This window comes from Streptomyces sp. NPDC048623 (assembly GCF_040650755.1).
In the GTDB taxonomy this organism is placed as follows: Bacteria; Actinomycetota; Actinomycetes; order Streptomycetales; family Streptomycetaceae; genus Streptomyces.
In genome coordinates this window covers 162,301-183,998 of sequence record NZ_JBEZHV010000002.1, presented here as the reverse complement: position 1 = coordinate 183,998, position 21,698 = coordinate 162,301, and the positions used below count along the sequence as shown (strand labels likewise).

26 protein-coding genes and 1 pseudogene are annotated in these 21,698 nt (G+C 69.0%); 19 read left to right on the top strand and 8 right to left on the bottom strand.

What is annotated here, in order from left to right; translation table 11 throughout:
- Positions 1-9 precede the first annotated feature (9 nt).
- From AB0C73_RS03920 to AB0C73_RS03910, 3 genes are all read left to right on the top strand, one after another.
- Positions 10-2,319 (top strand): hypothetical protein, encoded by a 2,310-nt coding sequence (locus AB0C73_RS03920; protein ID WP_362524221.1) that lies wholly within the window; start codon positions 10-12, stop codon positions 2,317-2,319.
- A 143-nt stretch (positions 2,320-2,462) separates the two neighbouring features.
- Entirely contained in the window at positions 2,463-2,852 is a 390-nt protein-coding gene (locus tag AB0C73_RS03915) for a hypothetical protein (RefSeq protein ID WP_362524218.1), read from the top strand.
- 22 nt (positions 2,853-2,874) lie between these two features.
- On the top strand, positions 2,875-3,606 hold the full coding sequence (locus AB0C73_RS03910) for a GNAT family N-acetyltransferase (protein ID WP_362524215.1): 732 nt from the start codon (positions 2,875-2,877) through the stop codon (positions 3,604-3,606).
- A 118-nt stretch (positions 3,607-3,724) separates the two neighbouring features.
- On the opposite strand, the gene AB0C73_RS03905 is transcribed toward AB0C73_RS03910, so the two are convergent.
- Positions 3,725-4,054: a rhodanese-like domain-containing protein gene (locus AB0C73_RS03905; protein WP_362524213.1), complete on the bottom strand. Its 330-nt coding sequence runs from the start codon at positions 4,052-4,054 to the stop codon at positions 3,725-3,727.
- 94 nt (positions 4,055-4,148) lie between these two features.
- Between AB0C73_RS03905 and AB0C73_RS03900 the strand changes: the two genes are divergently transcribed.
- Positions 4,149-4,613, top strand: a complete 465-nt coding sequence (locus AB0C73_RS03900; protein WP_362524211.1) for a MarR family transcriptional regulator — start codon at positions 4,149-4,151, stop codon at positions 4,611-4,613.
- On the opposite strand, the gene AB0C73_RS03895 is transcribed toward AB0C73_RS03900, so the two are convergent.
- The 5 genes and pseudogenes from AB0C73_RS03895 to AB0C73_RS03875 form a co-directional block, all read right to left on the bottom strand.
- The gene (locus AB0C73_RS03895) at positions 4,558-5,082 is read right to left on the bottom strand and encodes a DUF5954 family protein (protein WP_362524208.1); all 525 of its coding nucleotides are present in this window, start codon (positions 5,080-5,082) and stop codon (positions 4,558-4,560) included. The genes AB0C73_RS03900 and AB0C73_RS03895 overlap by 56 nt on opposite strands.
- Positions 5,083-5,149: 67 nt before the next feature.
- Positions 5,150-5,326, bottom strand: a pseudogene (locus AB0C73_RS03890) (DUF5954 family protein); the annotation flags it as partial.
- 475 nt (positions 5,327-5,801) lie between these two features.
- Positions 5,802-6,362 (bottom strand): PIN domain-containing protein, encoded by a 561-nt coding sequence (locus AB0C73_RS03885; protein WP_362524206.1) that lies wholly within the window; start codon positions 6,360-6,362, stop codon positions 5,802-5,804.
- Positions 6,363-6,365: 3 nt separating this feature from the next.
- Positions 6,366-6,827, bottom strand: a complete 462-nt coding sequence (locus AB0C73_RS03880) for a helix-turn-helix domain-containing protein (protein ID WP_362524204.1) — start codon at positions 6,825-6,827, stop codon at positions 6,366-6,368.
- 592 nt (positions 6,828-7,419) lie between these two features.
- Complete coding sequence (locus AB0C73_RS03875; RefSeq protein ID WP_362524202.1) at positions 7,420-8,058, bottom strand: hypothetical protein; 639 nt, start codon at positions 8,056-8,058, stop codon at positions 7,420-7,422.
- 109 nt (positions 8,059-8,167) lie between these two features.
- Between AB0C73_RS03875 and AB0C73_RS03870 the strand changes: the two genes are divergently transcribed.
- Together AB0C73_RS03870 and AB0C73_RS03865 are read left to right on the top strand one after the other, a co-directional pair.
- The gene (locus AB0C73_RS03870; protein WP_362524200.1) at positions 8,168-8,614 is read left to right on the top strand and encodes a winged helix-turn-helix domain-containing protein; all 447 of its coding nucleotides are present in this window, start codon (positions 8,168-8,170) and stop codon (positions 8,612-8,614) included.
- 11 nt (positions 8,615-8,625) lie between these two features.
- Complete coding sequence (locus tag AB0C73_RS03865) at positions 8,626-9,195, top strand: HD domain-containing protein (RefSeq protein WP_362524198.1); 570 nt, start codon at positions 8,626-8,628, stop codon at positions 9,193-9,195.
- On the opposite strand, the gene AB0C73_RS03860 is transcribed toward AB0C73_RS03865, so the two are convergent.
- Positions 9,183-9,656, bottom strand: a complete 474-nt coding sequence (locus AB0C73_RS03860) for an NUDIX domain-containing protein (RefSeq protein WP_362524195.1) — start codon at positions 9,654-9,656, stop codon at positions 9,183-9,185. The genes AB0C73_RS03865 and AB0C73_RS03860 overlap by 13 nt on opposite strands.
- Positions 9,653-10,423 carry a helix-turn-helix transcriptional regulator gene (locus AB0C73_RS03855; RefSeq protein ID WP_362524193.1) on the bottom strand — a complete coding sequence of 257 codons (771 nt, stop codon included), beginning with the start codon at positions 10,421-10,423 and terminating at the stop codon, positions 9,653-9,655. Before AB0C73_RS03855 ends, AB0C73_RS03860 begins: the two co-directional genes overlap by 4 nt.
- Before the next feature lie 710 nt (positions 10,424-11,133).
- On the opposite strand from AB0C73_RS03855, the gene AB0C73_RS03850 reads away from it, so the two are divergent.
- From AB0C73_RS03850 to AB0C73_RS03790, 13 genes are all read left to right on the top strand, one after another.
- Positions 11,134-11,427 (top strand): hypothetical protein, encoded by a 294-nt coding sequence (locus AB0C73_RS03850; RefSeq protein WP_362524191.1) that lies wholly within the window; start codon positions 11,134-11,136, stop codon positions 11,425-11,427.
- Positions 11,424-12,437 carry a DUF2637 domain-containing protein gene (locus AB0C73_RS03845; protein ID WP_362524189.1) on the top strand — a complete coding sequence of 338 codons (1,014 nt, stop codon included), beginning with the start codon at positions 11,424-11,426 and terminating at the stop codon, positions 12,435-12,437. Before AB0C73_RS03850 ends, AB0C73_RS03845 begins: the two co-directional genes overlap by 4 nt.
- A complete protein-coding gene (locus AB0C73_RS03840) occupies positions 12,434-13,084 on the top strand; it encodes a GGDEF domain-containing protein (protein WP_362524187.1) in 651 nt (216 codons plus the stop codon). Before AB0C73_RS03845 ends, AB0C73_RS03840 begins: the two co-directional genes overlap by 4 nt.
- On the top strand, positions 13,084-13,470 hold the full coding sequence (locus AB0C73_RS03835; RefSeq protein WP_362524185.1) for an RRQRL motif-containing zinc-binding protein: 387 nt from the start codon (positions 13,084-13,086) through the stop codon (positions 13,468-13,470). Before AB0C73_RS03840 ends, AB0C73_RS03835 begins: the two co-directional genes overlap by 1 nt.
- A gap of 201 nt (positions 13,471-13,671) precedes the next feature.
- Positions 13,672-15,906 (top strand): cell division protein FtsK, encoded by a 2,235-nt coding sequence (locus AB0C73_RS03830; RefSeq protein ID WP_362524183.1) that lies wholly within the window; start codon positions 13,672-13,674, stop codon positions 15,904-15,906.
- A gap of 140 nt (positions 15,907-16,046) precedes the next feature.
- Positions 16,047-16,298, top strand: coding sequence for a hypothetical protein (locus AB0C73_RS03825; RefSeq protein WP_362524181.1), 252 nt, complete (start codon positions 16,047-16,049; stop codon positions 16,296-16,298).
- 30 nt (positions 16,299-16,328) lie between these two features.
- Complete coding sequence (locus AB0C73_RS03820) at positions 16,329-16,523, top strand: hypothetical protein (RefSeq protein WP_362524178.1); 195 nt, start codon at positions 16,329-16,331, stop codon at positions 16,521-16,523.
- A 12-nt stretch (positions 16,524-16,535) separates the two neighbouring features.
- On the top strand, positions 16,536-17,144 hold the full coding sequence (locus AB0C73_RS03815; RefSeq protein WP_362524176.1) for a hypothetical protein: 609 nt from the start codon (positions 16,536-16,538) through the stop codon (positions 17,142-17,144).
- Between the two features lie 3 nt (positions 17,145-17,147).
- Positions 17,148-17,663 carry a hypothetical protein gene (locus AB0C73_RS03810; RefSeq protein WP_362524174.1) on the top strand — a complete coding sequence of 172 codons (516 nt, stop codon included), beginning with the start codon at positions 17,148-17,150 and terminating at the stop codon, positions 17,661-17,663.
- 86 nt (positions 17,664-17,749) lie between these two features.
- Positions 17,750-18,784 (top strand): bifunctional DNA primase/polymerase, encoded by a 1,035-nt coding sequence (locus tag AB0C73_RS03805; RefSeq protein WP_362524171.1) that lies wholly within the window; start codon positions 17,750-17,752, stop codon positions 18,782-18,784.
- A complete protein-coding gene (locus AB0C73_RS03800; RefSeq protein ID WP_362524168.1) occupies positions 18,781-19,938 on the top strand; it encodes an AAA family ATPase in 1,158 nt (385 codons plus the stop codon). Before AB0C73_RS03805 ends, AB0C73_RS03800 begins: the two co-directional genes overlap by 4 nt.
- Positions 19,935-20,129, top strand: coding sequence for a helix-turn-helix domain-containing protein (locus AB0C73_RS03795; RefSeq protein WP_362524166.1), 195 nt, complete (start codon positions 19,935-19,937; stop codon positions 20,127-20,129). The genes AB0C73_RS03800 and AB0C73_RS03795 overlap by 4 nt, the downstream gene beginning before the upstream one ends.
- Complete coding sequence (locus AB0C73_RS03790) at positions 20,126-21,589, top strand: tyrosine-type recombinase/integrase (protein WP_362524163.1); 1,464 nt, start codon at positions 20,126-20,128, stop codon at positions 21,587-21,589. Before AB0C73_RS03795 ends, AB0C73_RS03790 begins: the two co-directional genes overlap by 4 nt.
- Positions 21,590-21,698: the final 109 nt, after the last annotated feature.

Below are 21,698 nucleotides of genomic sequence, written 5' to 3'. Positions count from 1 at the left end.
AGCCGAACCATGACGGGACCGCGATTCGACGACGTCTACCACGCGCCTCTGGACAAGCTCCAGGCCGCCGTGGACGCCTGGTCGGAGATGACGGGCAAGCTGGACAAGCTGGCCGAGGACGCCCGCACGGGCATGACGGCGAAGTCGGACAAGGCCGACTGGCGCGGCGTCAACGCCGATGTCACCAAACCCTTCATCACCAAGACCGCGAAGGAGTTCGCGGACGCCGCAGCGGCGGCGAAGGGCATGCACCAGATCCTCTCCGACGGACACTCCGCCATCAAAGTCGCGCGCGACGCGCTGAAGGCGGTCGTCGAGGAGGAAGCCCCCGCGGCCGGGATGCACGTCGACGGCAACGGCAAGGTCAGCGTGGTCGACCCCTTGGCGAACCACTACCGGGAGTATCACAACGACCCCGAGTACGAGGGTGCGGTCCGGCGCGAGGAAGCCCGGATGAAGGCGCTGCAGCAGCGCATCGACCGGCTCGTGGAGGACGCGGCGGACGCCGACGACTCCCTCGCCAGGGCCTTGCGGGCCAACAACACCGACGACCACGACTTCCGTGCCCCGACGTACCGGAGCCTCGACCAGGAACAGGCCGCCCGGGCCGCCGCCCTGCTGAAGCAGACCACCGGAGAGGGCGGCACGGCGCGCAATGTCGCGGCTCTGCACGAGCTGGAGGACCTGCTCGACGACAACCGGAACGACAAGGAGTTCGCAGTCGCGTTCTACCGGGGGCTGGGCGCGGAGGGCACGCTGCAGTCGTACGCGAAGCTCTCGCTCGACTCGACCGGGCTGGCACCGGTCGGCCAGGACCGGGTCGCGCTCGTCGCCGGCATCCAGGGGGACATGGGCAACATCCTCGGCCTGGCCACGCAGAAGAGCACGCCCGGACATCTCGACGCGGCGTGGACCGCCGAGCTGATGCGTGCGGGACGCAAGGAGATGGACATCACGGGCATCTCCGGGGTCAACTCGCGTGTGTACGGGTACCAGGCGCTCGGCGCGCTGCTGCGCGAGGGGACGTACGACAAGGAGTTCCTGACCAGCGTCGGCCGCGACATGATCGCGATGGACCGCAAGGACCCCAAGGCCTGGGAATGGGGCCTGCCGCACAACCTCGACCAGCGGCTCAACCTCGGCGAGGAGGGCGGAAAGGGCTTCTACCCGCTCACGGGCCTGATGGAGGCGCTGGGCAACAACCCGGAAGCCGCCACGGCCTTCTTCAACGAGCCCGTACGGGAGGACAGCAACGGGGACGGCATCGTCACCACGGCCGACAAGGCTGTCGGCGGGCAGCACGGCAAGGCGCAGGGCATGGTCGACTACATGCTCGACAAGAAGCACGGTGACTGGTACGACGGCCCGGGCCTCGGGGAGCCCGGACCGGCCCAGGCCGCGGTGGGCGACGCGCTGGAGGCCGCGGTCACCCAGCGCAGCCCGGGTGACGATGACGCGGCTCCGGTGAAGCACACCAAGGGGATGGCCGACGTCATGGAACGCGTGGTGGCCAAGATCGGCGAGAACCCGGAATTGGTCGTCGCGAAGCCTGATGCCCCCGACGACGCCCCACCGCCACCGCTGGCGGAACTGTCCGGCAACTTCGGCCAGATGGCGGCCGAATACATGCCGGACATCCAGGCTTCGGCCGAGAACGGGGCCCACATGATCAAGCCGTTCGGCGCGCTCGCCGATTTCGACAAGTCCCACATGTCCCGCTTCCTCGGCGCGGTCGCCCAGGACCCGAGCGCGTACGGCGCGATCACCAACGCCCAGCAGGCGTACACGACGGCCCTGGTCCACGACGTCCTCGTCCACCGTGCCGACCATCATGAGCTGGACGCGGCCATCACCAACGCGGTGCACCCGGGCGGCGAGATCGCGGGCATCATGTCGGAGGCCCGGGCCCAGGCGGTGCACGAGAACCATCGCCACGAGGACGACGAGTTCAACAAGGCCGCCGCCGAGGAGGCGAAGTGGGTGAACCGCACCATCAGCGCGGCCGGCGCCAAGTACGTGGAGCTGATTCCCGGTGCCGGTGACGTCGTCGAATGGCTGCAGGAGGACATCACGGAGTCGACCCTGGAGACCGGGAAAAATGACACGACGCTTGAGGCGCGCAGGGAGTCGTCCGAGGGTTACGCCGATGCCGAGAAGGCGGCGAAGGAGGCTGCCGCGAAGGCTGTGGCGGCGGGGGCGCGCGGTACGGACATGAGCGCCACCGACATCCAGGACTTGGCGGGTGTCGCCTCTGTGGCGACCGGGACCGCGCATTCCGCCGGGCGCGATCTGGTGGCCACCGAGAAGGGAACGCCATGAACAGCGGATCTGCACGGCTGGCCGCCGCATGCCTGGCGGTCCTCGGAACGGCATCCCTGCTCAGCGGCTGTTCTTCCTCTCCGGAACCGCAGCGGCCGAAAGTGCCGGCACGGGTGTGCTGGGACGCGTTCGCGGGTTCGGAGGTGGAACCCTTCCTTCCTGACGGGGAGAAGGCCCGCTCCGACGAGGGGTATCTGTTCAATCTGTACGGGAGCAGAGACGCGGTGACCTGCGTCGTCTACGTCGATGGCAACAACCACTTCATGGCCTCGGCGAATCGGGGGTACCCGATTGAATGGAGCACTGAGGAGCGAGCCGGAGGAACCCGCCTCGCCGTGGGGGAGCGGGGGCTGATCTGGGACTCCGGGACCGTGACGTATTTCGTCTGCAAGCGGCCGGACTCCAGCGACAAGATCCAGCTCCACCTCTCCGGTGACATCCCCGAGGACGTGCCGAAGGCGCGGCGCCTGCTCGCCGACCTGACGAAGAAGTACCTCGCCTTCGCCCAGAAGCAGCTGGGCTGCCAGTTCTAGCCGGGCTATGTGTCCCCGCGCGTTGTCAGTCGGTGTCCGCGCGGGGAGTGGACCGGACGACGACGGGCGGCGCCGGTACTGGCTGCTCGACGCCGACCATGCGGTCATCGGCACGATCACTGTCGACACTTGGCAGCGCGGTTGGAGCTGCCTCGGCGTCTCTTCGCTGGCCGTCCGGCCCGCGGCCCGCGGCGCCGGAGTGGCGCGACAGGCCTTGGAGTCCGTGTACGACGCAGCGGTGGCCTCCGGGCTGAACGGTGCCCAATTGCATACCCATTGGGCGTGGCAGCCGACTGTCCGCTGGTATCTGAGGCGTGAGATGTGGGTGACGAGCTGGAAACACGATCTCGGTCTGTCCCGGGTGAGGCATCTGCCGCCGTACGAGGTCACCCGTGTACGACAGGGCTTCGCCTTCTCGGTCGAGGAAGGGGGAGTGAGGGAACCGCTTCTGATCGCCGGGCGAAAGGGGGATGTGCTTCGGCTTCGGCAGGCAGAGGCATACCGCCGGAGGGCGCGGCAGGGCGGCCGCCATGACAGCACGCTCTTCTACGCCGGTACGACGTTCGCGCTGCACCTCGCCCTTGCCGGGTGGCCGCTCGTGCGGGGTGCGGCCGAGTGGGAAGCGGCTCCGGAATCGTCGGACATCGGACAGCCAGAGGGGCTGGCCCGCAAGATCCAGCTCTTCGAGGAGTCGGCGCGCCGGGACGGCTGGTCGGTGTGTACGCCTTCCTTGGTGCTTCCGGCCTTCGACTGAAGCGCGCCGTTGAAGTGCGCCGCGCGCAAGCCGGGATGGGTTGATCCTTTCGCCATGGGCGAGGTGTTCCGGAAGCCCGTTCCCGGAACACCCCGCTCCTGACGAAGGGGCCGGAGCCTCAGGCGCCGGACTCGGTCGGCAGGCCGGCCTCGACCCAGTCGGCCTTGCCCTCGTAGTACTCGCGCACGTCGGTGTAGCCGAGCTCCACCAGACGCTCCGCGGCGATGCCCGAGTTGGGGCAGGGGCCGTCGGCGCAGTAGGTGACGATCGCCGCGTCCTTGTCCGGGAGCAGGGTCGGGGACAGCTCGTCCACCTGGTCGAGCGGCAGGTTGAGGGCGCCGGGGAGGTGCTTGTCGGCGTAGTAGGACAGCGGCAGCGCCTCGACGACCGTCACCAGGCCCTCGTCGATCTTCTTCTGCAGCTCGTCGCGGGTGATCTTCTGGACCATGTCCATACCTCCAGCACGTAATGTCAGTAAGTGTGTCCGCACGCACATTAATCAATGCGTGCGCACGCACGCAAGTCCCGTTACACTCGTCCTCGTGAACGAAGGTGAGCACCGAGAGCACCGAGTCGAGGCCTGGCGAGCGCTGCTCCTCGCCCACAGCGCCGCCGTGCGCGCCATCGAGAGCGACGTGGCGCGCCACGGCACCATCCCGCTGACCTGGTACGACGTACTCCTGGAGCTACGGGGCGGCGGCGACCAGGGCCTGCGCATGCAGGAGGTCGCCGAGCGCGTGGTCCTCAGCCGGACCCGCGTCAGCCGCCTGGTCGACGAGATGGCCCGGTCGGGCCTGGTCACCAAGCGCCCGGACCCCACGGACAAGCGCGTCACCTGGGCCACCATCACCGACGCCGGCCGCGCCGCCATCCACGCCACGGCACCCGCCTACATGGCCGGCATCTGGGAGCACTTCTCCCGCCACCTGACCGACGAGGAGTCCGCGACCATCACGGAGGCCCTGCTGCGCGTGGCCCACGCGCACCAGGAGATCCGCCTGACCTGATCCTGAGCGTGACCTCCACTCCTGGTGATGGATCACGCCATGCTCGTCCATGGTCGGATGCAGCTTCATCTGGGCGCGGCCCCTCGGGGCCGTCCGGGCCGACGCGGACCAGCCGCTCTGTCCGGCAGACCCGGAACAGGCGCCCGTCCACGGTGAGTTCGTTCGCGCGGCCGAGAGCCCGGAACTCCTCTGCCGCGCGCGCGTACCGCTCGCGCCGCTCCTCGTCGAACTCGTAGATCATCGGCCAGAGTTCACGCAGCGCGTTGTAGAGGAATGCCCGGGCGTCGTGCGGGCTCACCAGGAGCGAGCCCTGCGGATCCCAGGTCGCCCCGGTCTTCTCGACGACCCCGAAGGTGGTGGGCAGCACCACGATCTCCGGATGCGTCTCCACCGTCCGCCCGGAATCCGCACGCACCTCGGCCGGACAGCACTTCCCGGTGTACGAGAACCCCCGCAGCCCGAGCCGCAACGCCTACGCCATCGGCCCCGCCTCCTGTTCCGGATCGAGGACGAAGCCGGGATCGCGCTCCTCGGCCGCGCTTGCGCGCCATGTCCCAGGAAGGCCGGATCGGTTCCACGTCGGTCGCCCGCGGCGGCTCAAGCCTTTCCTCCCCGCTCCGCGCCACCTCGTCGCCCCGTACCACCCGGAACCGCTCGCCCGGGTCGTCGGTGTCGTCCTTTGCGCGGAACCACAACAGCAAGGGCGACGCCATCCGCCATGCCCCCTGCCGGCGCACCCCCACCCCGAACAGCGCGCCCCGCACGGCCGGCGACGCGCATCCAGCATCGTTCGGCGCCCGCACCCGTGCCCCCGACGACCCGTACGTCTCGTGGACGGGCGCGCCAAGTCCCTTCCTGCACGACAGACCCCATCCTCAGCGTTTCCACCGACGGCAGGGTCTTTCGGCACCTTCTGTGAAGCGCCCCCGGCAGACGAGTGAGCCCTGCACATACAACAAGACCCCGCGTCCAGCGTTTCCGCTGATCACGGGGTCTTTTGGCACTTCCTGCGAAGTGCCCCCGGCAGGATTCGAACCTGCGCACACGGCTCCGGAGTGATTGTGCCGATTGAACGTCGCACCGCCTCTGACCTGGGGTGGAGTCCAGAGCGGATGGTTGCGCAGTCTCGGGTGTGTCGGATGTGTGTCGTACGGAAAGCCGCGGCGGGTTCGGTGCGCTCTCTCGTGATTAGGTCAGGGCTCGAAGCGCTGCGGCGGAAGCAACTAGACCTTCCCGCTCCAACGAGTCGATCACGTCAGCAACGACAGCGTTGGGGGGCCTATCCCAGTCCTCTGCTATCTGCGTGAGCACTCCGTACACCTTGCGGGGGGACAGGTCGACCTGCGCTTCGATGAAGGCGTCCGGGTGGATGGCCTGTACATCCCAAGTGGCCAACTTGTCGGCGGGGAAGTCCTTCAGGTTCGAAGTGACAATCACTTGCGCCTTCGATTTGATGGCGGCCGCCAGGACGTGGCGGTCGTCAGGATCCGGCAGATCAAGTATCTCGATCAGTGGCTCGTATCCCTTGACCAGCACGTCCCGGATCGCGCCAGACATCAACTCCCGTGTCCGGTCCAGTCTCTTCGGATCCAAGTCAGGCCGATTGGCTTTGAGGTTGCGGAAGGTCTCATCGAGGATCTGGTCCGTCCACTTGGCCTGTACCATCCCGGCTTGTGCCACGCGAATGAGCACGTCACGCAGGGTGCTTGGATAGAGGACATTGGCGTCGTAGACGGCGACGAATGCCATGGCCTAGATCATTCCCATCTCCTGGCCGAGCTGGGTGAGCTCAGTAGCTACCTGCCGGCGACGGTGGTCGTCCTTCCGCTGGTACTCCAGCAGGGACGACGCGGTGATTCTGCGGTGCGAGCCAACTGTCCGGTACTGGATCTCTCCGGCCTCCAAGAGGCCGATGAGGAACGGACGGGAGACGTTGAGCATGTCTGCGGCTTGCTGCGTGGTGAGCTCTGCGTCCGACGGAACGATGGAGACGGCCCGGCCAGCACCAAGGTGTGCCAAGAGGGAAGCCAGGAGCTCTACAGCCTCGCGAGGGAGGGCCAAGGGCTCGCGGTCGTCTTCATCCTGAACTGTGACGTTGATCTGGGATGCGTTCTGGTGTTCCGCCAGGTACGCCCGGACCCGCGTGAGGGCGTGGCTTGCAGTCTTCTGCTTGTCGTCAGGGAGTCTCACCGGGCGGATGTCGGTCTTGGTCATTTTGTGCGCCCCTAGATGCAGTGGGTGGGCGCCAGTGATAGTCCGCTGCCTTTGGCACGGCAGCGGGCTGGCGTGACGGCATGGGACCCCGTGGTCGTTGGCGCGGCGACGGGATTTGCTGTCATGGTTACGGTGCGTGATGGATATTGAACTCGTGGTTGTGGTGGGTGCTGCCTCCTCATCGGAGTATCCGCAATAATCGCAACGATCGCAACAGGTGTAGGGGTGAATGGCGCCGGACATCTGTACGCCCTGTTGTGTTGTCGTGATAGAAGTCGGCAGCGCGTGCTGGCCACCGGAGAGCCTAGAGGGAGACGCCGGCGCGTTTGTGGGGCGCGGCAGCCGAGAGCTGGATCCAACGCTTGGGCCTGTTGGGTGGCAGTGTTCGCCGACGGCTGGCAGGTCCAGAGATGTCTGACCGGACAGCCCGGACAGTGGCACATTGAGCTGTCCGGGACGTTCTCGCAGGTGAGAGCCGCAACAGGACACTCGGACACGTGAGACAGCCAGTCGCGGGGAGTGGATCACCTGGCTGAGTCACGAGCAGTACCCCGATGGCCCTTCCGGAATCTCGCCCTTGGCCCGAGCCGCCTCATGGTTGGCTGGGTGGCGGCCGTCTGGGCGTCGTTGCCTTCGTTACTCCCAGCTCCACTCGCACGCACTGCTCGAACGCCGCCAGCGGATCCTTCATCGCAAGCACTGCATCGAACGCCTCGTCGGTGGTCCCCGCAGTGGTCTCCACCGCGCCCGTGGCCTCCCAGGCGGCTTCGAACAGAGACTTGGCGGCCGCTGGCACAGCTTCCTCGGAGAGGATCGATATCTCGGCAACCAAGTGCTCTGCCTCCTCAAGCAGGGCAAAGGCGCGCTCCAACGCCTCCTTGACGATCTCAAGACTGACGGCATCGAAGATATGGATGTCGCCCGTATCGGTGGGGACATCGGTGCCTTGCACGACCGTCAGAGAGGTGTGGCCGGCGCTTCGCAGCCGCCCGCGCTCCTCGGTGTTTGGCAACATGGCGCACGCGCTCCAGAGGATGCGCTCCGTCTCCATCACCTTGTAGAGAAGATCTTTGGACGCTCGGAATCGGTCTGCGTGCCATCGGCGGGCGTCGTCAGCTTCTCGCCGGTCCCGCTCGGCCCTCCGTTGCAGGACTTGAGTGGTAATGGCGGCGGCCAACGTGCCAGTGATGCCGAGGAGGGCGAGAAGGAACTGAACTGTTGATTGGCTCACGTCCGGAGGTTAGCGGCGCTTGCAACTGGATGGGAGAACAGCTTCGGCCCTCAAGCGTGCGCCCGTGGCACCCTTGGCTGCGAGGAATGAGCGACTGAAAGGAGCCGTCGTGCCGGAGGCCAGTCCGCGCGGAACCTACCTGGTCATCTCAGAGGGCTTGCGGAAGGCGATCGAGGAGAGGCAGATCTCCGATGCACTCCCTTCGGAGGCGAACCTCGTGGAGTCGCATGGAGTCTCGCGCAACACGATCCGTCGCGCTCTGAAGATCCTGGAGGCCGAGGGCATGATCGAGTCCGCACCAGGGGTCGGCTGGCGCGTGTCAAAGGGCGGCGATCGTCGATCTCTCGCTGAGCGCATGATCGACCTCATCGCAGACGATGGGCTCTCTGTCGGCGACACCTACCCGTCCGAGGCGAGTCTCTGCGTGCGCTTTGGCGTATCCCGGACGGCTGTGCGTCGGGCCATTGCTCAGATGGAGGGCACTGGGGTGCTGGACACTGTTCATGGGAAGGGGCGGACTGTACGCGCCCTCCCGCCTTCCAAGACGCAGCCGTAGCCTTGGCGTCCATGGGGCTTACTGAGTGGGCGTACTCGCTCTCCGAATCGATGTTGTCCGAGCCGCTGCCGCGTCGTTGGGCGCACTCCCTCGGCGTTGCCAAGCGGGCTCGATCTCTGAGCCCGATCCTTGGCGCTGACGCTGAGCTGCTGGAGGCAGCGGCCGTTCTGCACGACGTCGGGTACTCGCCGGCCATCGCGACCACCGGCTTCCACCCGCTCGACGGGGCCCGGTTCCTTCGGCATCAAGAGAGTGCCGACGAACGGGTGGTGCGGCTCGTGGCGCATCACTCCTGTGCGCTCCTGGAGGCCGAGGAGCGAGGGCTCCGGCATGAGCTTGAGACTGAGTTCGAGCTTGAGCGGCCCGAGCTGGTGGACGCGCTGATCGTCTCCGACATGACGACGACACCAGACGGCGGGCACACCACCCCGATCGCCCGACTGGACGAGATCGTGCAGCGATACGGGCCGGACACCATCGTGGGGCGCTTCATTCAGCGCGCGGCGCCCGAGATCTACGCCGCCAATGAGCGGGTTGAGCGCCGCTTGGCTGCTGCCGCGGCCGGCGCTCAGCCGATGTAGGGCTCCCGCCGCGACTCGTCCAGGCCGTACCGGATGCGCAGCCTCATGGACGGGTGGATGTCCAGGTCATCGAGGTCCGCTGGGTTCACCCAGCGGACCTCCTTCGATTCGCTGCTCGTGCGGAGGGACCCGCCGACCGGGTGGGCTCGGAAGCAGATGGAGAACTGCTGACGGACCTCTCCGTCGTCGTACGCCAGGACGTGGTCCGGGTCCGTGTAGAGGCCGACGATGTTGTCCACCTCCACCTCGATCCCCGTCTCTTCCCGGACCTCCCGGACCGCGGTGTCGCCAATTCGCTCACCGATGTCGTGCCCCCCGCCAGGGAGAGCCCACAGGTCGTTGTCGGTCTTGTGGATGAGGAGGAGCCGCCCCTTGTCGTCGCGTACGACGACTGTCACGGACGGCACCACCGAGTTGGCCTTTGGGGCGGCGGGGTCGCGGAAGTAGTCGATCCGGCTCATTCGTCCGAGCCTCCCAGTTCAGTGGGTGACGTGATGGGGCGGGCACTCTCCCAGACTCGTTCGATGCTCTCGGCGTAAGCGTCGAAGAGCTCGCCGCCGGCCACCCGCTGGATGTGCAGTACCGGCGCCATGTATGCGCCGACGCCGTACAGGTGCCCATTCGCGAGCATCTGGTCGTCTGCGCGATAGAGGGAGTTGTAGAGCGTGGTGGAGTGGAGGCGGAACTCCACGCCAGGGAGCCCGAAGAGAGGCGCATAGTTGACCAGGGCATTTCGGATTTTGCCTGCCATGGCCCCGCCGATCCCTTCGTCGGCTCCGCGTACTGCCACCGCGGCTGAGGTGGGGTCGCCGAGCATGAACCGGACCCGGACGCCGGCGGTCGACTTCTCTTTGACGACCTGATGGAATGCCGCGTCCTCGGTGAGCCAGAAGCCCGAGTAGACCAGGACGTCAAAGTTCCGTTGAGCGCCTGCGTAGAGCTGCGTCCAGAGCCGGTTCGGTACGACCGAGCGGTGGGGGTAGAGCTTGACCAGCTCGGCATTGCCCGCCTCGGTGACCTCTGCGGACGTTCGTTCCTCGGGCCATAAGTAAGACATCTCGCGTTGGAGGAGCGAGGCCGTCGCGTACTTGAATCGGCGGTACGGCTGGCGCTTCGGGTCGTTGATCCAGCGCTCCACTGTCTTCGCCGACACCCCGAGCCGTTCGGCGACCTGATCGAGCGTCATGCCTCTCTCGATGATGGCGCCGCGCAGTCGTTCGTTGGCCATGCCGCACTCTCCCACCCGCGGGACGACTTGGGACGACTTCACCGTAGCCAAGTCGTCCTGCAGCCGTACATGTGTGGAGTCCAGCGTCTGCCCTGATCAGGCCAAGCTTGAGGCATCGAGCGGGGCGGGTTCGCGAACTCCACGAAATCCAAGGGACTTGACGACCCCAACCCGTCTCTCCATGATGAGGAACAGGTAATACATGTACCTCATCGGGCTTCGGTCCGAAGAGAGGTGCTGTCTAGGCACAGGGCGGGGACGCTGCAATCCCGCTAAAGGCCAGGTGGAACAGGGTTTCGGCCCGTACTGGCGAGGTGGCCCGGCGACCGCGAGCAACGGCCGGAGGGTGGGGAGATAGGTCCCCCTTGCAGTGCTTCATCCGATCCGACCGACCCGAGGGGGCTCCATGCATCGACGAAGACTCTGGGCGCCGCCCGTGCTCGACCGGCACGCCGGCCACGCCCGCCGCGTCCCCTGATCCGCCGCTCGACGCACCGGGATGGCCGGTGATTCGCGGACGTCAGTTCACCTGCGCAGCGGTTGCTGCGGCCGGTTGCCTCCCTCGCCCGTCCGGGCCCCTCGCGGGCCGTCGTACGGGCGGGGCTGAGGGGAGCCGGAAGGAACGGCCCCACTTCACCGGGGCGGCTGCCTCTCACCACGGACCGAGGCCGCCCCGAGTGCCCCTTCGACACATCCAGGAGTGAACAGTCATGCGTACGTACATCGGCGGTCATCAGGCCGTCAGCACCGATGACTTCGTGGAACTGGCCCTCGGCACGCCGGTTGAGCTGTGGCTCGGCGTGGAGGGCGAGACCGAGGAGGAGCGCGCGGCCCGCATGGACGCGGCCCGCGACATCCTCGCGGACAACCCGAACCTGCCGGACGACGTGAGCCGCATCGCCGCCGAGGCGATCGAGGCGTACGCGCCGGAGCTGTTCAACGTGGTACCGCTGGCCCGGCCGCCGTTCCGCCGGACGCGTTCCCGCAAGGCGGCGGCGGCATGACGGCCGTGACCGAGGCGGACCGCCCCGGGGTCCCCCCGCTCACGCGCCCTGAGATCGGTCTTGCCGGGGTCGGCGCGCTCGCCGCGGCCGGCGTCGGCGCCCTGGGGCTGATCTCCTCCTTCGACGCAGTGTCCGCTGCCGCTCTGCGGTGGGGGTTCGGTGAGCCGTGGATGCTGCCGGTCGGCATCGACGTGGCGATCCCGGTGTTCACGGTGGCCAACCTGCTCTTGATCCGAATGGACATGGCCCTCGCGTGGGTCAGGTTCGTTCCCTGGGTCCTGACCCTGGTGACCTGCGGCCTGAACGTGGCCGCTGGCCAAGGGGTGTGGGCGAAGGTTGCGCACGGCACGATGCCGCTGCTGTGGGTGGTGTTCTCCGAGATCGGCGCCCACATCTACGCCGTACGGATCGGGGCTGCGACCGGCCGTCGGATGGACAAGATCCGCGCGTCCCGGTGGCTGCTCGCCTTCCCCTCCACGTTCTCGCTGTGGCGCCGGATGACGCTGTGGGAGATCACCTCCTACGCCGACGCGCTCGCCCGTGAGAAGGAGCGCCAGCTCGCCCGCGCCGACCTGCGCGAGACCTACGGGCGCCGGTGGCGGTCGAAGACCCCGCGCCGCGAGCGCGTCTTGCTGCGGCTCGGCGAGCTTGCCCCCGAGGTGCCCGAGCCTGCCGAGGAGGAAGCCGAGGCGGAGCCGGAGGAGCCGAAGGAGAAGGCGCCCCGCAAGCGCCGCCCCGCTCGCCCGAAGAGCAAGAGCGCGAAGGCTCCGCGCACGGCGGGCGAGCTGCTGGACGAGGCCCGAGAGCTGACCGCCGACTGGGCGGACAGTGCGATCAACGCCGAGGCGATCCGGACCGCGCTGCACTGCTCGGCCGCGAACTCCCGTGTCCTGCGGGACGAGTTGCTGGCCGAGCGCAGCAACGGCCGGCCGCTGCACCCGGTCGAGACCGAGACGGAGACCGAGGAGCCCACCGAATTCGCCGAGACGGCCAAGGAGGTTGCCGCATGAACACGCTCTTAACTGTCCTAGCCGCGACCGGGCCGCTCGCCGCCGGATGGTCCGGCCACGTGCTGTGGCTGCGCAAGCGGCTGCACACCGCCCGCCGAGACCCGCTCACCGGGCTGAGGACCCGCGAGGGCTTCACCCACCGCGCCACCGCGCTCCTGCGCGACGACCGGGCGGTGGTGATCCTCGCGGACGTAGACCACTTCAAGCAGATCAACGACCGCCACGGCCACGCCGCCGGCGATGCGCTGCTGAAGGCGACCGCCGACCGGCTCGCCCACTACGTCGGCCGCCACGGTGTCGCCGGGCGCCTCGGCGGCGACGAGTTCGCCGCCGTCGTCATCGACGCCCACGGCACGGTCGCGGACCTCCTCGCTGTCCTCCACGGCGTACTGGCCCGCCCCGCCGACAGCGCGAACCCGCACGTGGCCACCACGGTCTCCCTCGGCTGGGTCCGCGCCGCCGACCACCCGGGCGAAGACCTCTCCGCCCTCCTCGGCCGCGCCGATGAGGCCATGTACGCGGCCAAGCAGGCACGGGCCGGGGTCCGGCGGGCGGGGCTGGGACGGTTGTTCGCCACCGTGGCCGGCCGCCGCTCCGGACGCCGAGGCGCCCGCACCGACGCTCCCGCGATCGTGGCGGCTGCTTGATGTCCCCCACCTTCGGGAAGTGCTTCGACCCGACCGGAGCGAAGTTCGGGATACCGACCTACCCGTGGCGCTACGCCCCCGACGGATACGCCACCCGCCGCCAGCTCCGGGCCCGAGGGCTCCGGCCCGGCGGTCAGCCGGTCGCCGCTCAGGTCATGCGCCGCAGCCGCGGACGGAAGTCCGGCGTGCTGGTCGGCTACCTCTACCGCATCGAGCTCGCCAAGCCCGTCCGGCCCATGACCGCGGCCAAGCGCGCTGCGCTCGCCGCCGCCATGCAAGCCCGACGCACCTGCCCCCAGTGCCGCACCGACGCCGGATACGTCATCCCGACCTCGCTCGGCACCTGCGTCTCTTGCGCCTACCCCGACGAACAGCGCGCCGCCTGACCGTCGACCTGCACCGACCACTGACTCGACTCGGGCGCCGATCCAGTCGGCTCCGTGAGAGCCGAGTCGGCCCGAACCGGGTCGCCCGACGACCTACCCGACCCGTCGCCCGACTGCCCTCCCGAAGAGTCGGGTTCCGGGTCGGGCGACCCGTCGGCCCCTGCCTCGCACCTTCCAACTTCACCGAGGAGCGGACTCACCGTGTCTGAGATCCACGTCATCGACCACCCGGAAGAGGAGCCGGACGGGCTCCCGAACGGCGACGGCGGGGCGGCCGAGGTGCTGCCCTTCCGCACAAAGAAGAAGACCAGCGAGCCGGACCCGCTCGCCCCGGGCGAGGTCAAGCCCGGCGAGTGGGAGGCCCACCTCCCCGACGACGAGCACGACGACGACGCCACCGAGGGGGCGCCAGTCGACCCGAACGGCGACGCCTACCCGACGTCGCTGGCCGACTGGATGGAGGCCAAGGACAAGGCCCGTCAGCCGGTCTTCCCCGATTGGGTCAAGCTGCCCGACCAGCGCACGGCGGTCCGCCGCTGGGCGGTACGGCACTACTCCACGATGCTCGGCTACCACGCCTGGCGACTGCCGTGCGTCTACGCGCCGCGGCTGCTGGCCTACTCGCCGCGCGGGGCATGGCGCTGGTCGGCAGCGGCCGGCCGCTGGGTGTTCGACGCCGAGGGCAAGGCACTGCGGCTCGCGGCCGTACGGGATGAGGACGCGGCCGAGTACCTGAAGCTGTCGCGGCAGCGCAACGACCGCGTACGGCTGCGCGGTCTGGTCGCCACGGTCGCCAGCTTCATCGGCCTCGCCGCAGCACTCACGCTCTACGTGATGGCGCCGTCCTGGCTGCTGCTGACGTCGGCGGCCGCCGTCACCACGATCCTGGGTGTGGCGGGGGCGCCGGCGGACCGGCCGCTGATCGACCGGGCGAAGGTGACGTTCCGCAAGCGCAAGCTGTCCTCAGACATCATCACCCGCGCGTTCGTGGCGGCCGGGCTGACCAAGCCGGACCAGGGCATCGCGTTCCCGCGGCCAATCGGCCGGGACGGCGACGGGTGGCGGGTCGTGGTCGACCTCCCGTACGGCAAGTCGTTCGCGGACGCGCTGGCCAAGCGCAAGGCCCTGTCCTCGGGCATCGACATCGCCGCCACCCAGCTCTTCCTGGACCCCGATCTGTCCTCGGAGCGGCGGGTGTCGATGTGGATCGCCGACCGCGACCCGCTCGCGGTCCCCGCCGGGCGGTCGCCGCTGCTGGGCGCAACGAGGGTGGACTTCTGGAAACCGTTCCCGTGGGGCGTGGACGAGCGGGGCAACCCGGTCATGGCGACGATGCTGTGGCTGTCGCTGCTGGTCGGCGCCGTACCGCGGCAGGGTAAGACGTTCTCCGCCCGCACGATCGCGCTCGCCGCGGCCCTGGACCCGTACGTGAGGCTGATCGTGTTCGACGGCAAGGCGTCGCCGGACTGGCGCGGCTTCACGAAGGTGGCCCACCGGATCGGGTTCGGCATCGTGCCCCGTAACGGCTTCGACCCGGTCCAGCACCTCATCGACGCGCTGACCGAGCTGAAGGCGGACGTGGAGGATCGCTACCACCGGCTGTCCGAACTCCCGCTGCACATCTGCCCCGAGGGCAAGCTCACGCCGGAGCTGTCCCGGGACAAGAAGCTGAACATGCCCCTGACGCTCGTGGTCGTGGATGAGGTGCAGGAGTACTTGCAGCACCCCGTGCACGGCAAGGTGATCCTTGAGCTGCTGGTCTACCTGGCCCGGGTCGCGCCGGCCGTCGGCGTCTCGGTGATGAACTCCACCCAGAAGCCTGACGACCAGGCGTGCCCCAGCGTGCTGCGCGACCAGCACCAGGCCCGTTTCTCCCTGCGGGTCGGCTCCTGGCAGGTCTCCGACGTCGTCCTCGGCGCCGGTTCCTACAGCGAGGGCCTGGACGCCTCCCGGCTGCTCAAGTCCCACAAGGGCGTCGGGCTCCTCAAGGGCATGTCGGACGACTCCGGGATCGTCCGCACCTACCTCGCCGACGGCCGCGACGCCGACAGCATCCTCAGCCGCGCCCGCGACCTGCGCGAGAACGAGGGCACCCTGACCGGCGACGCGGCCGGAGAGGTCACCCGCACCCGCACCGCCGACGCGATCCTCGACGACATCGCCGCGGTCCTGGGCCGCAAGGAAGACAAGGTGTGGTCCGAGACCATCGTCGACCGCCTCGCCGAGCTGAACCCCGAGGCGTACGGCGAGTGGGCCGACCTGGAGGGCCGCGCCAAGGCTGACCAGCTCGGCACCGCGCTCAAGCCCTTCGGCATCAAGACGGACCAGGTCTGGGGCAAGACCGAGGGCGGCAAGGGCGCCAACCGGCGCGGCATCGAGCGCCAGCACATCGTGGACGCCATCACGCAACGTAACAAGAATCGGGCCGCCGGATAGCCCAGAAAGGCCGCTAGGTCTAGCGAGCACCCTCGCTAGACCTAGCAACCTCGCTAGCGACCAAAACCGGCACTGATCAGGTCACTAGCGTCTAGCGATCCACCTGCGGAAACCCCGAAAACCCCCGCTTGGAGCCCTCGATGACCCTCGCCGCCCTCGCTAGCGCCTTCCTGCTGACTATCACGCTCAGTTACATCGTCCGGTGCTGGCTGAGCCCCTTCGGCGACTGCCGCAAGTGCCACGGACTCGGCCACCACGTCAAGTTCAACCGCCGCGGCAAGCCCAAGCGCACCACGGACTGCCGCCGCTGCGACGGCACCGGCAAGCGCATACGCATCGGCCGCTGGATCTACAACCGCGGCGCGCGCACCTACCGCGCCGGAACCCGCTGACCGCCCCAATTCCCCAGGAGACCAACCGCCATGGCCATCACCGTCTCGCTCGTCCTCCTCTTCGGCGTCATCCTCGCCCTCCTGATCCGCTTCAAGGCCCTCGGAGCCGGAGCCGCCGTCGTCGCGGTCCTGTTCGGCTTCTACCTCGCCTCCACCGACGCCCGCACCACCGTCAACGACCTCATGGGCGCCGTCATCAGCGCCGTCCGCGGCATCGACCAGTAGGAGGTGCACGTCATGAACGAACCCACCACCGCCCTGCACCGGATCGCCGCCGCCACCCCCAAGGTGGCCCCCGCGATCGCCACCTCCACCGTGCTGATCCTCGGCCGCATCTGGAACGCCAACGGCGCCGAACACTCCGTCGGCAATGCCGCGTTGATGGTCGTGCTCGCCGCCGGAGCCGCGACGGCCGGCGCGTTCGCCTCCGCCGGACGCAACGGTGACGGGGTGCTCGCCGGAACCGCGTTCGCCGCCTCCGGCGGGCTCGCCCTCGCCGGGGTCGCCGGATACGCCGACGGCCTCTCCCTCCCGCTGCTGCTGTGGACGATCGCCACCGCCGTCGCCTACGGGCTCGCCGCCCGCTACTGGCGCACCGACCGCCGCGCCACCGTCGCCCACGAGAGGCACACCACCGAGCGCCGCGAGGAGCACGCCCACATCGAGCGGGTGGAAGCCCTGCGCGCCGGAGCACAGATCGAGGTCGCCCGCTCCGGCGCCCTCTACGCCGAGCAACTCGCCACCGCCCTCATCACCCGAGCGACCCTGCCCGGCTTCGACCCCCAGGCCCTCACCCGCGCCGGACTCCCCGAACTCCCCGCCACCGACACCACCAAGGAGCACTGACCCATGTTCGAGATCCGCGTCATCTGCGACCCCGACGACACCGACCGCGTCACCGCCACGCTCGCCGGCGCCTTCACCACCGGCGCCGTGCGCGAGCACCCCACCCGCGACGGCCGCCGCGCCCGCCTCTACGTGACCGCCGAGCACCGGCCGCCGACCGAGACCTGGCCGACGCCGAAGCAGGCGTACGCCAAGGCGCCGAGCATCATCAGCGAGATCGGATGGACCGCGTGCCGCGCGCGTGAGGCGGTGTGGCCCTGCGGCCCGAGGGACCTGCGGGAGTTCTGGCTCCGCAAGGCCGCCGTCTTCGACCGCATCGCCCTGGACGACCGCACCGCCAGCATCCACACCGACGCCGACGAGATCGCCCTCACGGCCGCCCTCACGCTCCTGAACCTCGACCGCGACGGCGAGGGTGACTACCACGGCACCCCGTACTGGCCCGAGCACCCCAAGGCCCTCGCGGACCCCCGCGGCTACGTCCGCCAGGAGTACGCCCACTGGATCACCTGGCAGTAGCAACGCCCGAGGCGGTCGCCTCTCACCACAAGACCGCGACCGCCTCGGCTCTCCGTCCCTTCGACAGAAACAGGAGAACCCCCAGCATGACACCAACCCCCAACCCTGTGCTGCTGCGCGCTGCGCTCGCGGCTGCCGAGCGCGGGTGGCCCGTCTTCCCGCTCCGCCCCGGCGACAAGCGCCCCGCCGGACACCCCGAGGCCCGCTGCCCCGCCACGGGCCGCTGCACGGCCGGACACAGGACCCCCGAGCAACGCGCCACGATCGCGCCGGAGGCCATCACTGCTGCCTGGAGTGCGACGCCGTACAACGTCGGCATCGCCACCGGCCCGGCAGGGCTGCTCGTGGTCGACCTCGACGTCCCGAAGGACGACAGCGACACCCCGCCCGAGGCGTGGGCGGGCATGGCCGATGGCCTGGACGTGTTCGCGGTCCTCTGCGAGCGCGCGGGGGAGCGGCTGCCGACCGAGACCTACGCCGTGCGGACCCGCCGCGGCGGGCAGCACCTGTACTTCACCGCCCCCGAGGGAAAGACGCTACGCAGTGGGGCGGGGGTGCTGGGCTGGAAGGTCGACACGCGCGCGTGGGGCGGTTACGTCGTCGCGGCCGGCAGTGCCGTCCAGGGACGGTCCTATGAGGTCGTCCACGACGCCCCGCCGGCCCCCCTCCCTGCGTGGCTCTGTGACCTCCTGACCCGCGAGCCCGCACCGGCCCCCATGCCCATCGAGGAACTCGCCGCCCGGATGCGACGCACCTCCGCCTACACCACCGCCGCTGTCCGCGGCGAGCTGGAGAAGGTCCTCGCCGCCCGCGAGGGTGGGCGTAACCGGGCCCTGTACTTCGCCGCCTACGCGCTCGCGCGGTTCGTTCGCCTCGGAGACCTCACTGAGAGCGAGGCCGAGGGCGAACTCACCTCCGCCGGGCTCTCCGTGGGACTTGCCCCTGGGGAGTGCCGTACTGCGATCCAGTCCGGCTTCCGCCGTGGCGGCGCTACCACCGGCCCGACGGCCGCCCCACAGCCCGGGAGCGGTACGTCCGATGGCGCGCCGAAGGGCGCCGCCCGACAGGGCGTCCTTTCAGCTCTCGGCTCTGACCCGCAGGAAGGGAGGACAGCTGCGTGAGCGCCAACCCGATCCCGCCGCTGCACCTCTACTCCGTTCCCAGCGACCAGCCGACCGCGCCCGAGGCGCCGCCGAAGCGTGAGCGTCCCCGGACCGCGTGGACCGCCGATCAGCTCATGGCTGCGGAGTTCCCCGAGCCGAAGTGGGCCGTGCCCGGAATCGTCGCCGAGGGCGTGAGTCTGCTCGCCGGACCGCCGAAGGTGGGCAAGTCCTGGCTGTCCCTCGGCCTCGGCCTGTCGGTCGCGGCCGGAGGACACGCCTTCGACTCCGTCCCCGTCCAAGGCGGTCCGGTGCTCTACCTCGCCCTGGAGGACACCCCTCGCCGCCTCCAGACCCGCATGGGCAAGCTGCTCGGAGGACAGAAGGCGCCGGCCGGTCTCACCCTCGTGACCGAGTGCCCGCCCTTCCCCCAGGGCGGAGTGGAGGCCATCGCGGGATGGCTCGACCGCAACTCGGACGCCCGCATGGTGGTTATCGACGTCTTCGCCAAGATGCGCGGACAGGCTCCGGCCGGCGTGTCCGCGTACGACGCGGACTACGTCGCCGTCGGCTACGCCAAGCGCCTCGCGGACCACTACGGCATCGCCGTCGTCCTGGTCCACCACGTCCGCAAGGCAGGTTCCGATGACTTCCTGACCGAGGTCTCCGGCACGAACGGCATCGCGGGGGCCGCGGACGCCACCCTCGTACTCAAGCGAGCCCGAGGCAAGGCTGACGGCATCCTCCACGTCACAGGCCGAGACGTGGACGAAGCCGAATACGCCCTCCAGTTCCAGGCAGCCTCCGGCGCCTGGCAGATGCTCGACGGCCCGGCCTCGGACCACACCGTCGGCGACACCCGCGCGGCCATCCTCAAATACGTCCGGGCCAACCCCGGAGCGAAGCCGAAGGACATGGCCGCAGCGCTCCCGACGGTCGATGTCGACACCATCCGCCGGACCTGCTCCCGCATGGCCGCGGACGGGCAGCTCACCAAGGATCCGGGCGGCCGGTACTACCCGGACACTCACAGCCGGACCGAGGGCACCCCGGAGGTGTCCGAGCTGTCCGGCTGTCCGGCTACCAACCCTGACCAGCGCGAACACCCCGGACAGTCGGAAATGAAGCTGTCCGGGCTGTCCGGTACGGACGAAGTTGAAGGGATGGCCAGATGAGCGCCCGTGCACGGGACGAGAAGATGACTGTCCAGGAGGTCATCACCGATCTGAAGGTTGCTCCGTCGACCTTCTACCGGTGGCGTCAGCTCGGTAAGGGGCCCCGCTCGATCAAGCTCCCTAACGGTGACGTGCGGATCCGGCGGTCGGAGTACGAGCGCTGGCTCGCGGAGCGGGAGGACGCTGCGTGAGCAAGGAGAACGACACCCCGGCTGGCCGCCCTCGTGGTTCGGCCCGGCCGGGCTACTCCTTCGACGTCAAGCTGTGGAAGGTGTCCAGTACCGGGCGCAAGTCGCGCCCGTGGCGCCTCCGGTGGGTGGTGGCAGGGCAGGTTCACGGCGACACGTTCACCACGTCGGCTCTCGCGGAGAGCCGACGGTCCGAACTGTGGCAGGCCATGAATCGGCGCGGCGAGGCGTTCGAGATCGAATCTGGGCTCCCCGAGTCCGAGGTACGAGCCGCAGCCGAAGCCGCCGAGGCCGCGGACGTTGAACCACCTTTGCGGTGGTTTGAGTTCTGCCGGAAGTACGTAACTGGGCGATGGCGTACGAGCGCCGCCAAGTCCCGTGAGGGCATGGCGGACGGACTGGCGGCTGTGACACTCGCCATGGTCAAGCGAGGGGATGGCACCCCCAGCGATGAGTCCCTTCGGCTGGCCTTCCGGTGGGGAGTCGTGCCCGCGAACAAAGGGGAGGAGCCGCCGGCCGAACTCCAGGCCGCATACGACTGGCTCACGACGGCCGACCGCGCCCTCGGCGACATGGCTGACGCCGAGGTGTTCGAGAGCGTGGTGTACCGCATCAGCTACAAGCTGGACGGCACCCCAGCCGCGGGCGATACGTACAGGCGGCGCCGCCGGGCCCTGAATGCCGCTCTCGAACATGCCGTTGCCACGGGAGAACTCTCGGAGAATCCGCTCCAACGGACCCGCCGAAAGCGGGTTGGCTCCAACGACGTAGTGGACCGGCGAGTCCTTGTGAACGCCGTACAGGCCCGGCAGTTGCTCGCTGCCGTCTCTTACGTTGGCTCCTGGGACCGCTGCCGTGGGCGGCGCCTCGTGGCCTTCTACGCGGTGCTGTATTACGCGGGGCTCCGGCCCGCTGAGGCCGTTGGGCTCCGGTGGGTGGACTGCCACCTGCCAGACAAGGGGTGGGGCACGCTGACGCTGCGGGAGACGCGCCCTGTCTCCGGCAAGCAGTGGACCGACTCTGGGGAGCGCCACGACCGGCGGGGCCTGAAGGCACGCGAGGCGTCCACCGACCGGCCGGTCCCCATCCCGCCGGTTTTAGTCGCCATCCTGCAGGCGCACATGAAGGGGTTCGGGAGCGCCAAGGAGGGGCGAGTGTTCGGGAACGAACGCGGGGGAGTGGTCGGGTCTTCTACCTACTGGCGGGTGTGGGAGGAGTCGAGGGAGTACGCGCTGCCGCCGGAGCGCATCGACTCGCCGTTGGCTGGCCGCCCGTACGACCTTCGGCACGCATGCATCACGCGCTGGCTTAACGCCGGGGTGCCTATTGCCGAGGTAGCCCGGAGGGTCGGCAACTCGCCGGAGGTGATCCACCGCCGCTACCACGGCTGTATCGATGGGCATGAAGAACTCGCTAACGACAAGATTGCGAAGGCGCTGGAAGAAGACGGCGACGATGAGTAACGGGAGGTCGCAGTAACCAGCGGGCGGTCCGAGAGGGTTGGACCGCCCGCTGAAGGCGCCGATCATGGCCCTGGAGTCTGAATGGGAAGTCCTAGGCCAGCGGACCTTG

Bases quoted from the DNA above. Each gene is read 5' to 3' on its own strand.
- AB0C73_RS03860 (WP_362524195.1), bottom strand. From the start codon at position 9,656: ATGAGCCGGATCGACTACTTCCGCGACCCCGCCGCCCCAAAGGCCAAC.
- AB0C73_RS03865 (WP_362524198.1), top strand. From the start codon at position 8,626: ATGGGGCTTACTGAGTGGGCGTACTCGCTCTCCGAATCGATGTTGTCC.
- AB0C73_RS03855 (WP_362524193.1), bottom strand. From the start codon at position 10,423: ATGGCCAACGAACGACTGCGCGGCGCCATCATCGAGAGAGGCATGACG.
- AB0C73_RS03885 (WP_362524206.1), bottom strand. From the start codon at position 6,362: ATGGCATTCGTCGCCGTCTACGACGCCAATGTCCTCTATCCAAGCACC.
- AB0C73_RS03815 (WP_362524176.1), top strand. From the start codon at position 16,536: ATGAACGAACCCACCACCGCCCTGCACCGGATCGCCGCCGCCACCCCC.
- AB0C73_RS03920 (WP_362524221.1), top strand. From the start codon at position 10: ATGACGGGACCGCGATTCGACGACGTCTACCACGCGCCTCTGGACAAG.
- AB0C73_RS03820 (WP_362524178.1), top strand. From the start codon at position 16,329: ATGGCCATCACCGTCTCGCTCGTCCTCCTCTTCGGCGTCATCCTCGCC.
- AB0C73_RS03880 (WP_362524204.1), bottom strand. From the start codon at position 6,827: ATGACCAAGACCGACATCCGCCCGGTGAGACTCCCTGACGACAAGCAG.
- AB0C73_RS03840 (WP_362524187.1), top strand. From the start codon at position 12,434: ATGAACACGCTCTTAACTGTCCTAGCCGCGACCGGGCCGCTCGCCGCC.
- AB0C73_RS03805 (WP_362524171.1), top strand. From the start codon at position 17,750: ATGACACCAACCCCCAACCCTGTGCTGCTGCGCGCTGCGCTCGCGGCT.
- AB0C73_RS03850 (WP_362524191.1), top strand. From the start codon at position 11,134: ATGCGTACGTACATCGGCGGTCATCAGGCCGTCAGCACCGATGACTTC.
- AB0C73_RS03810 (WP_362524174.1), top strand. From the start codon at position 17,148: ATGTTCGAGATCCGCGTCATCTGCGACCCCGACGACACCGACCGCGTC.
- AB0C73_RS03825 (WP_362524181.1), top strand. From the start codon at position 16,047: ATGACCCTCGCCGCCCTCGCTAGCGCCTTCCTGCTGACTATCACGCTC.
- AB0C73_RS03795 (WP_362524166.1), top strand. From the start codon at position 19,935: ATGAGCGCCCGTGCACGGGACGAGAAGATGACTGTCCAGGAGGTCATC.
- AB0C73_RS03845 (WP_362524189.1), top strand. From the start codon at position 11,424: ATGACGGCCGTGACCGAGGCGGACCGCCCCGGGGTCCCCCCGCTCACG.
- AB0C73_RS03905 (WP_362524213.1), bottom strand. From the start codon at position 4,054: ATGGTCCAGAAGATCACCCGCGACGAGCTGCAGAAGAAGATCGACGAG.
- AB0C73_RS03835 (WP_362524185.1), top strand. From the start codon at position 13,084: ATGTCCCCCACCTTCGGGAAGTGCTTCGACCCGACCGGAGCGAAGTTC.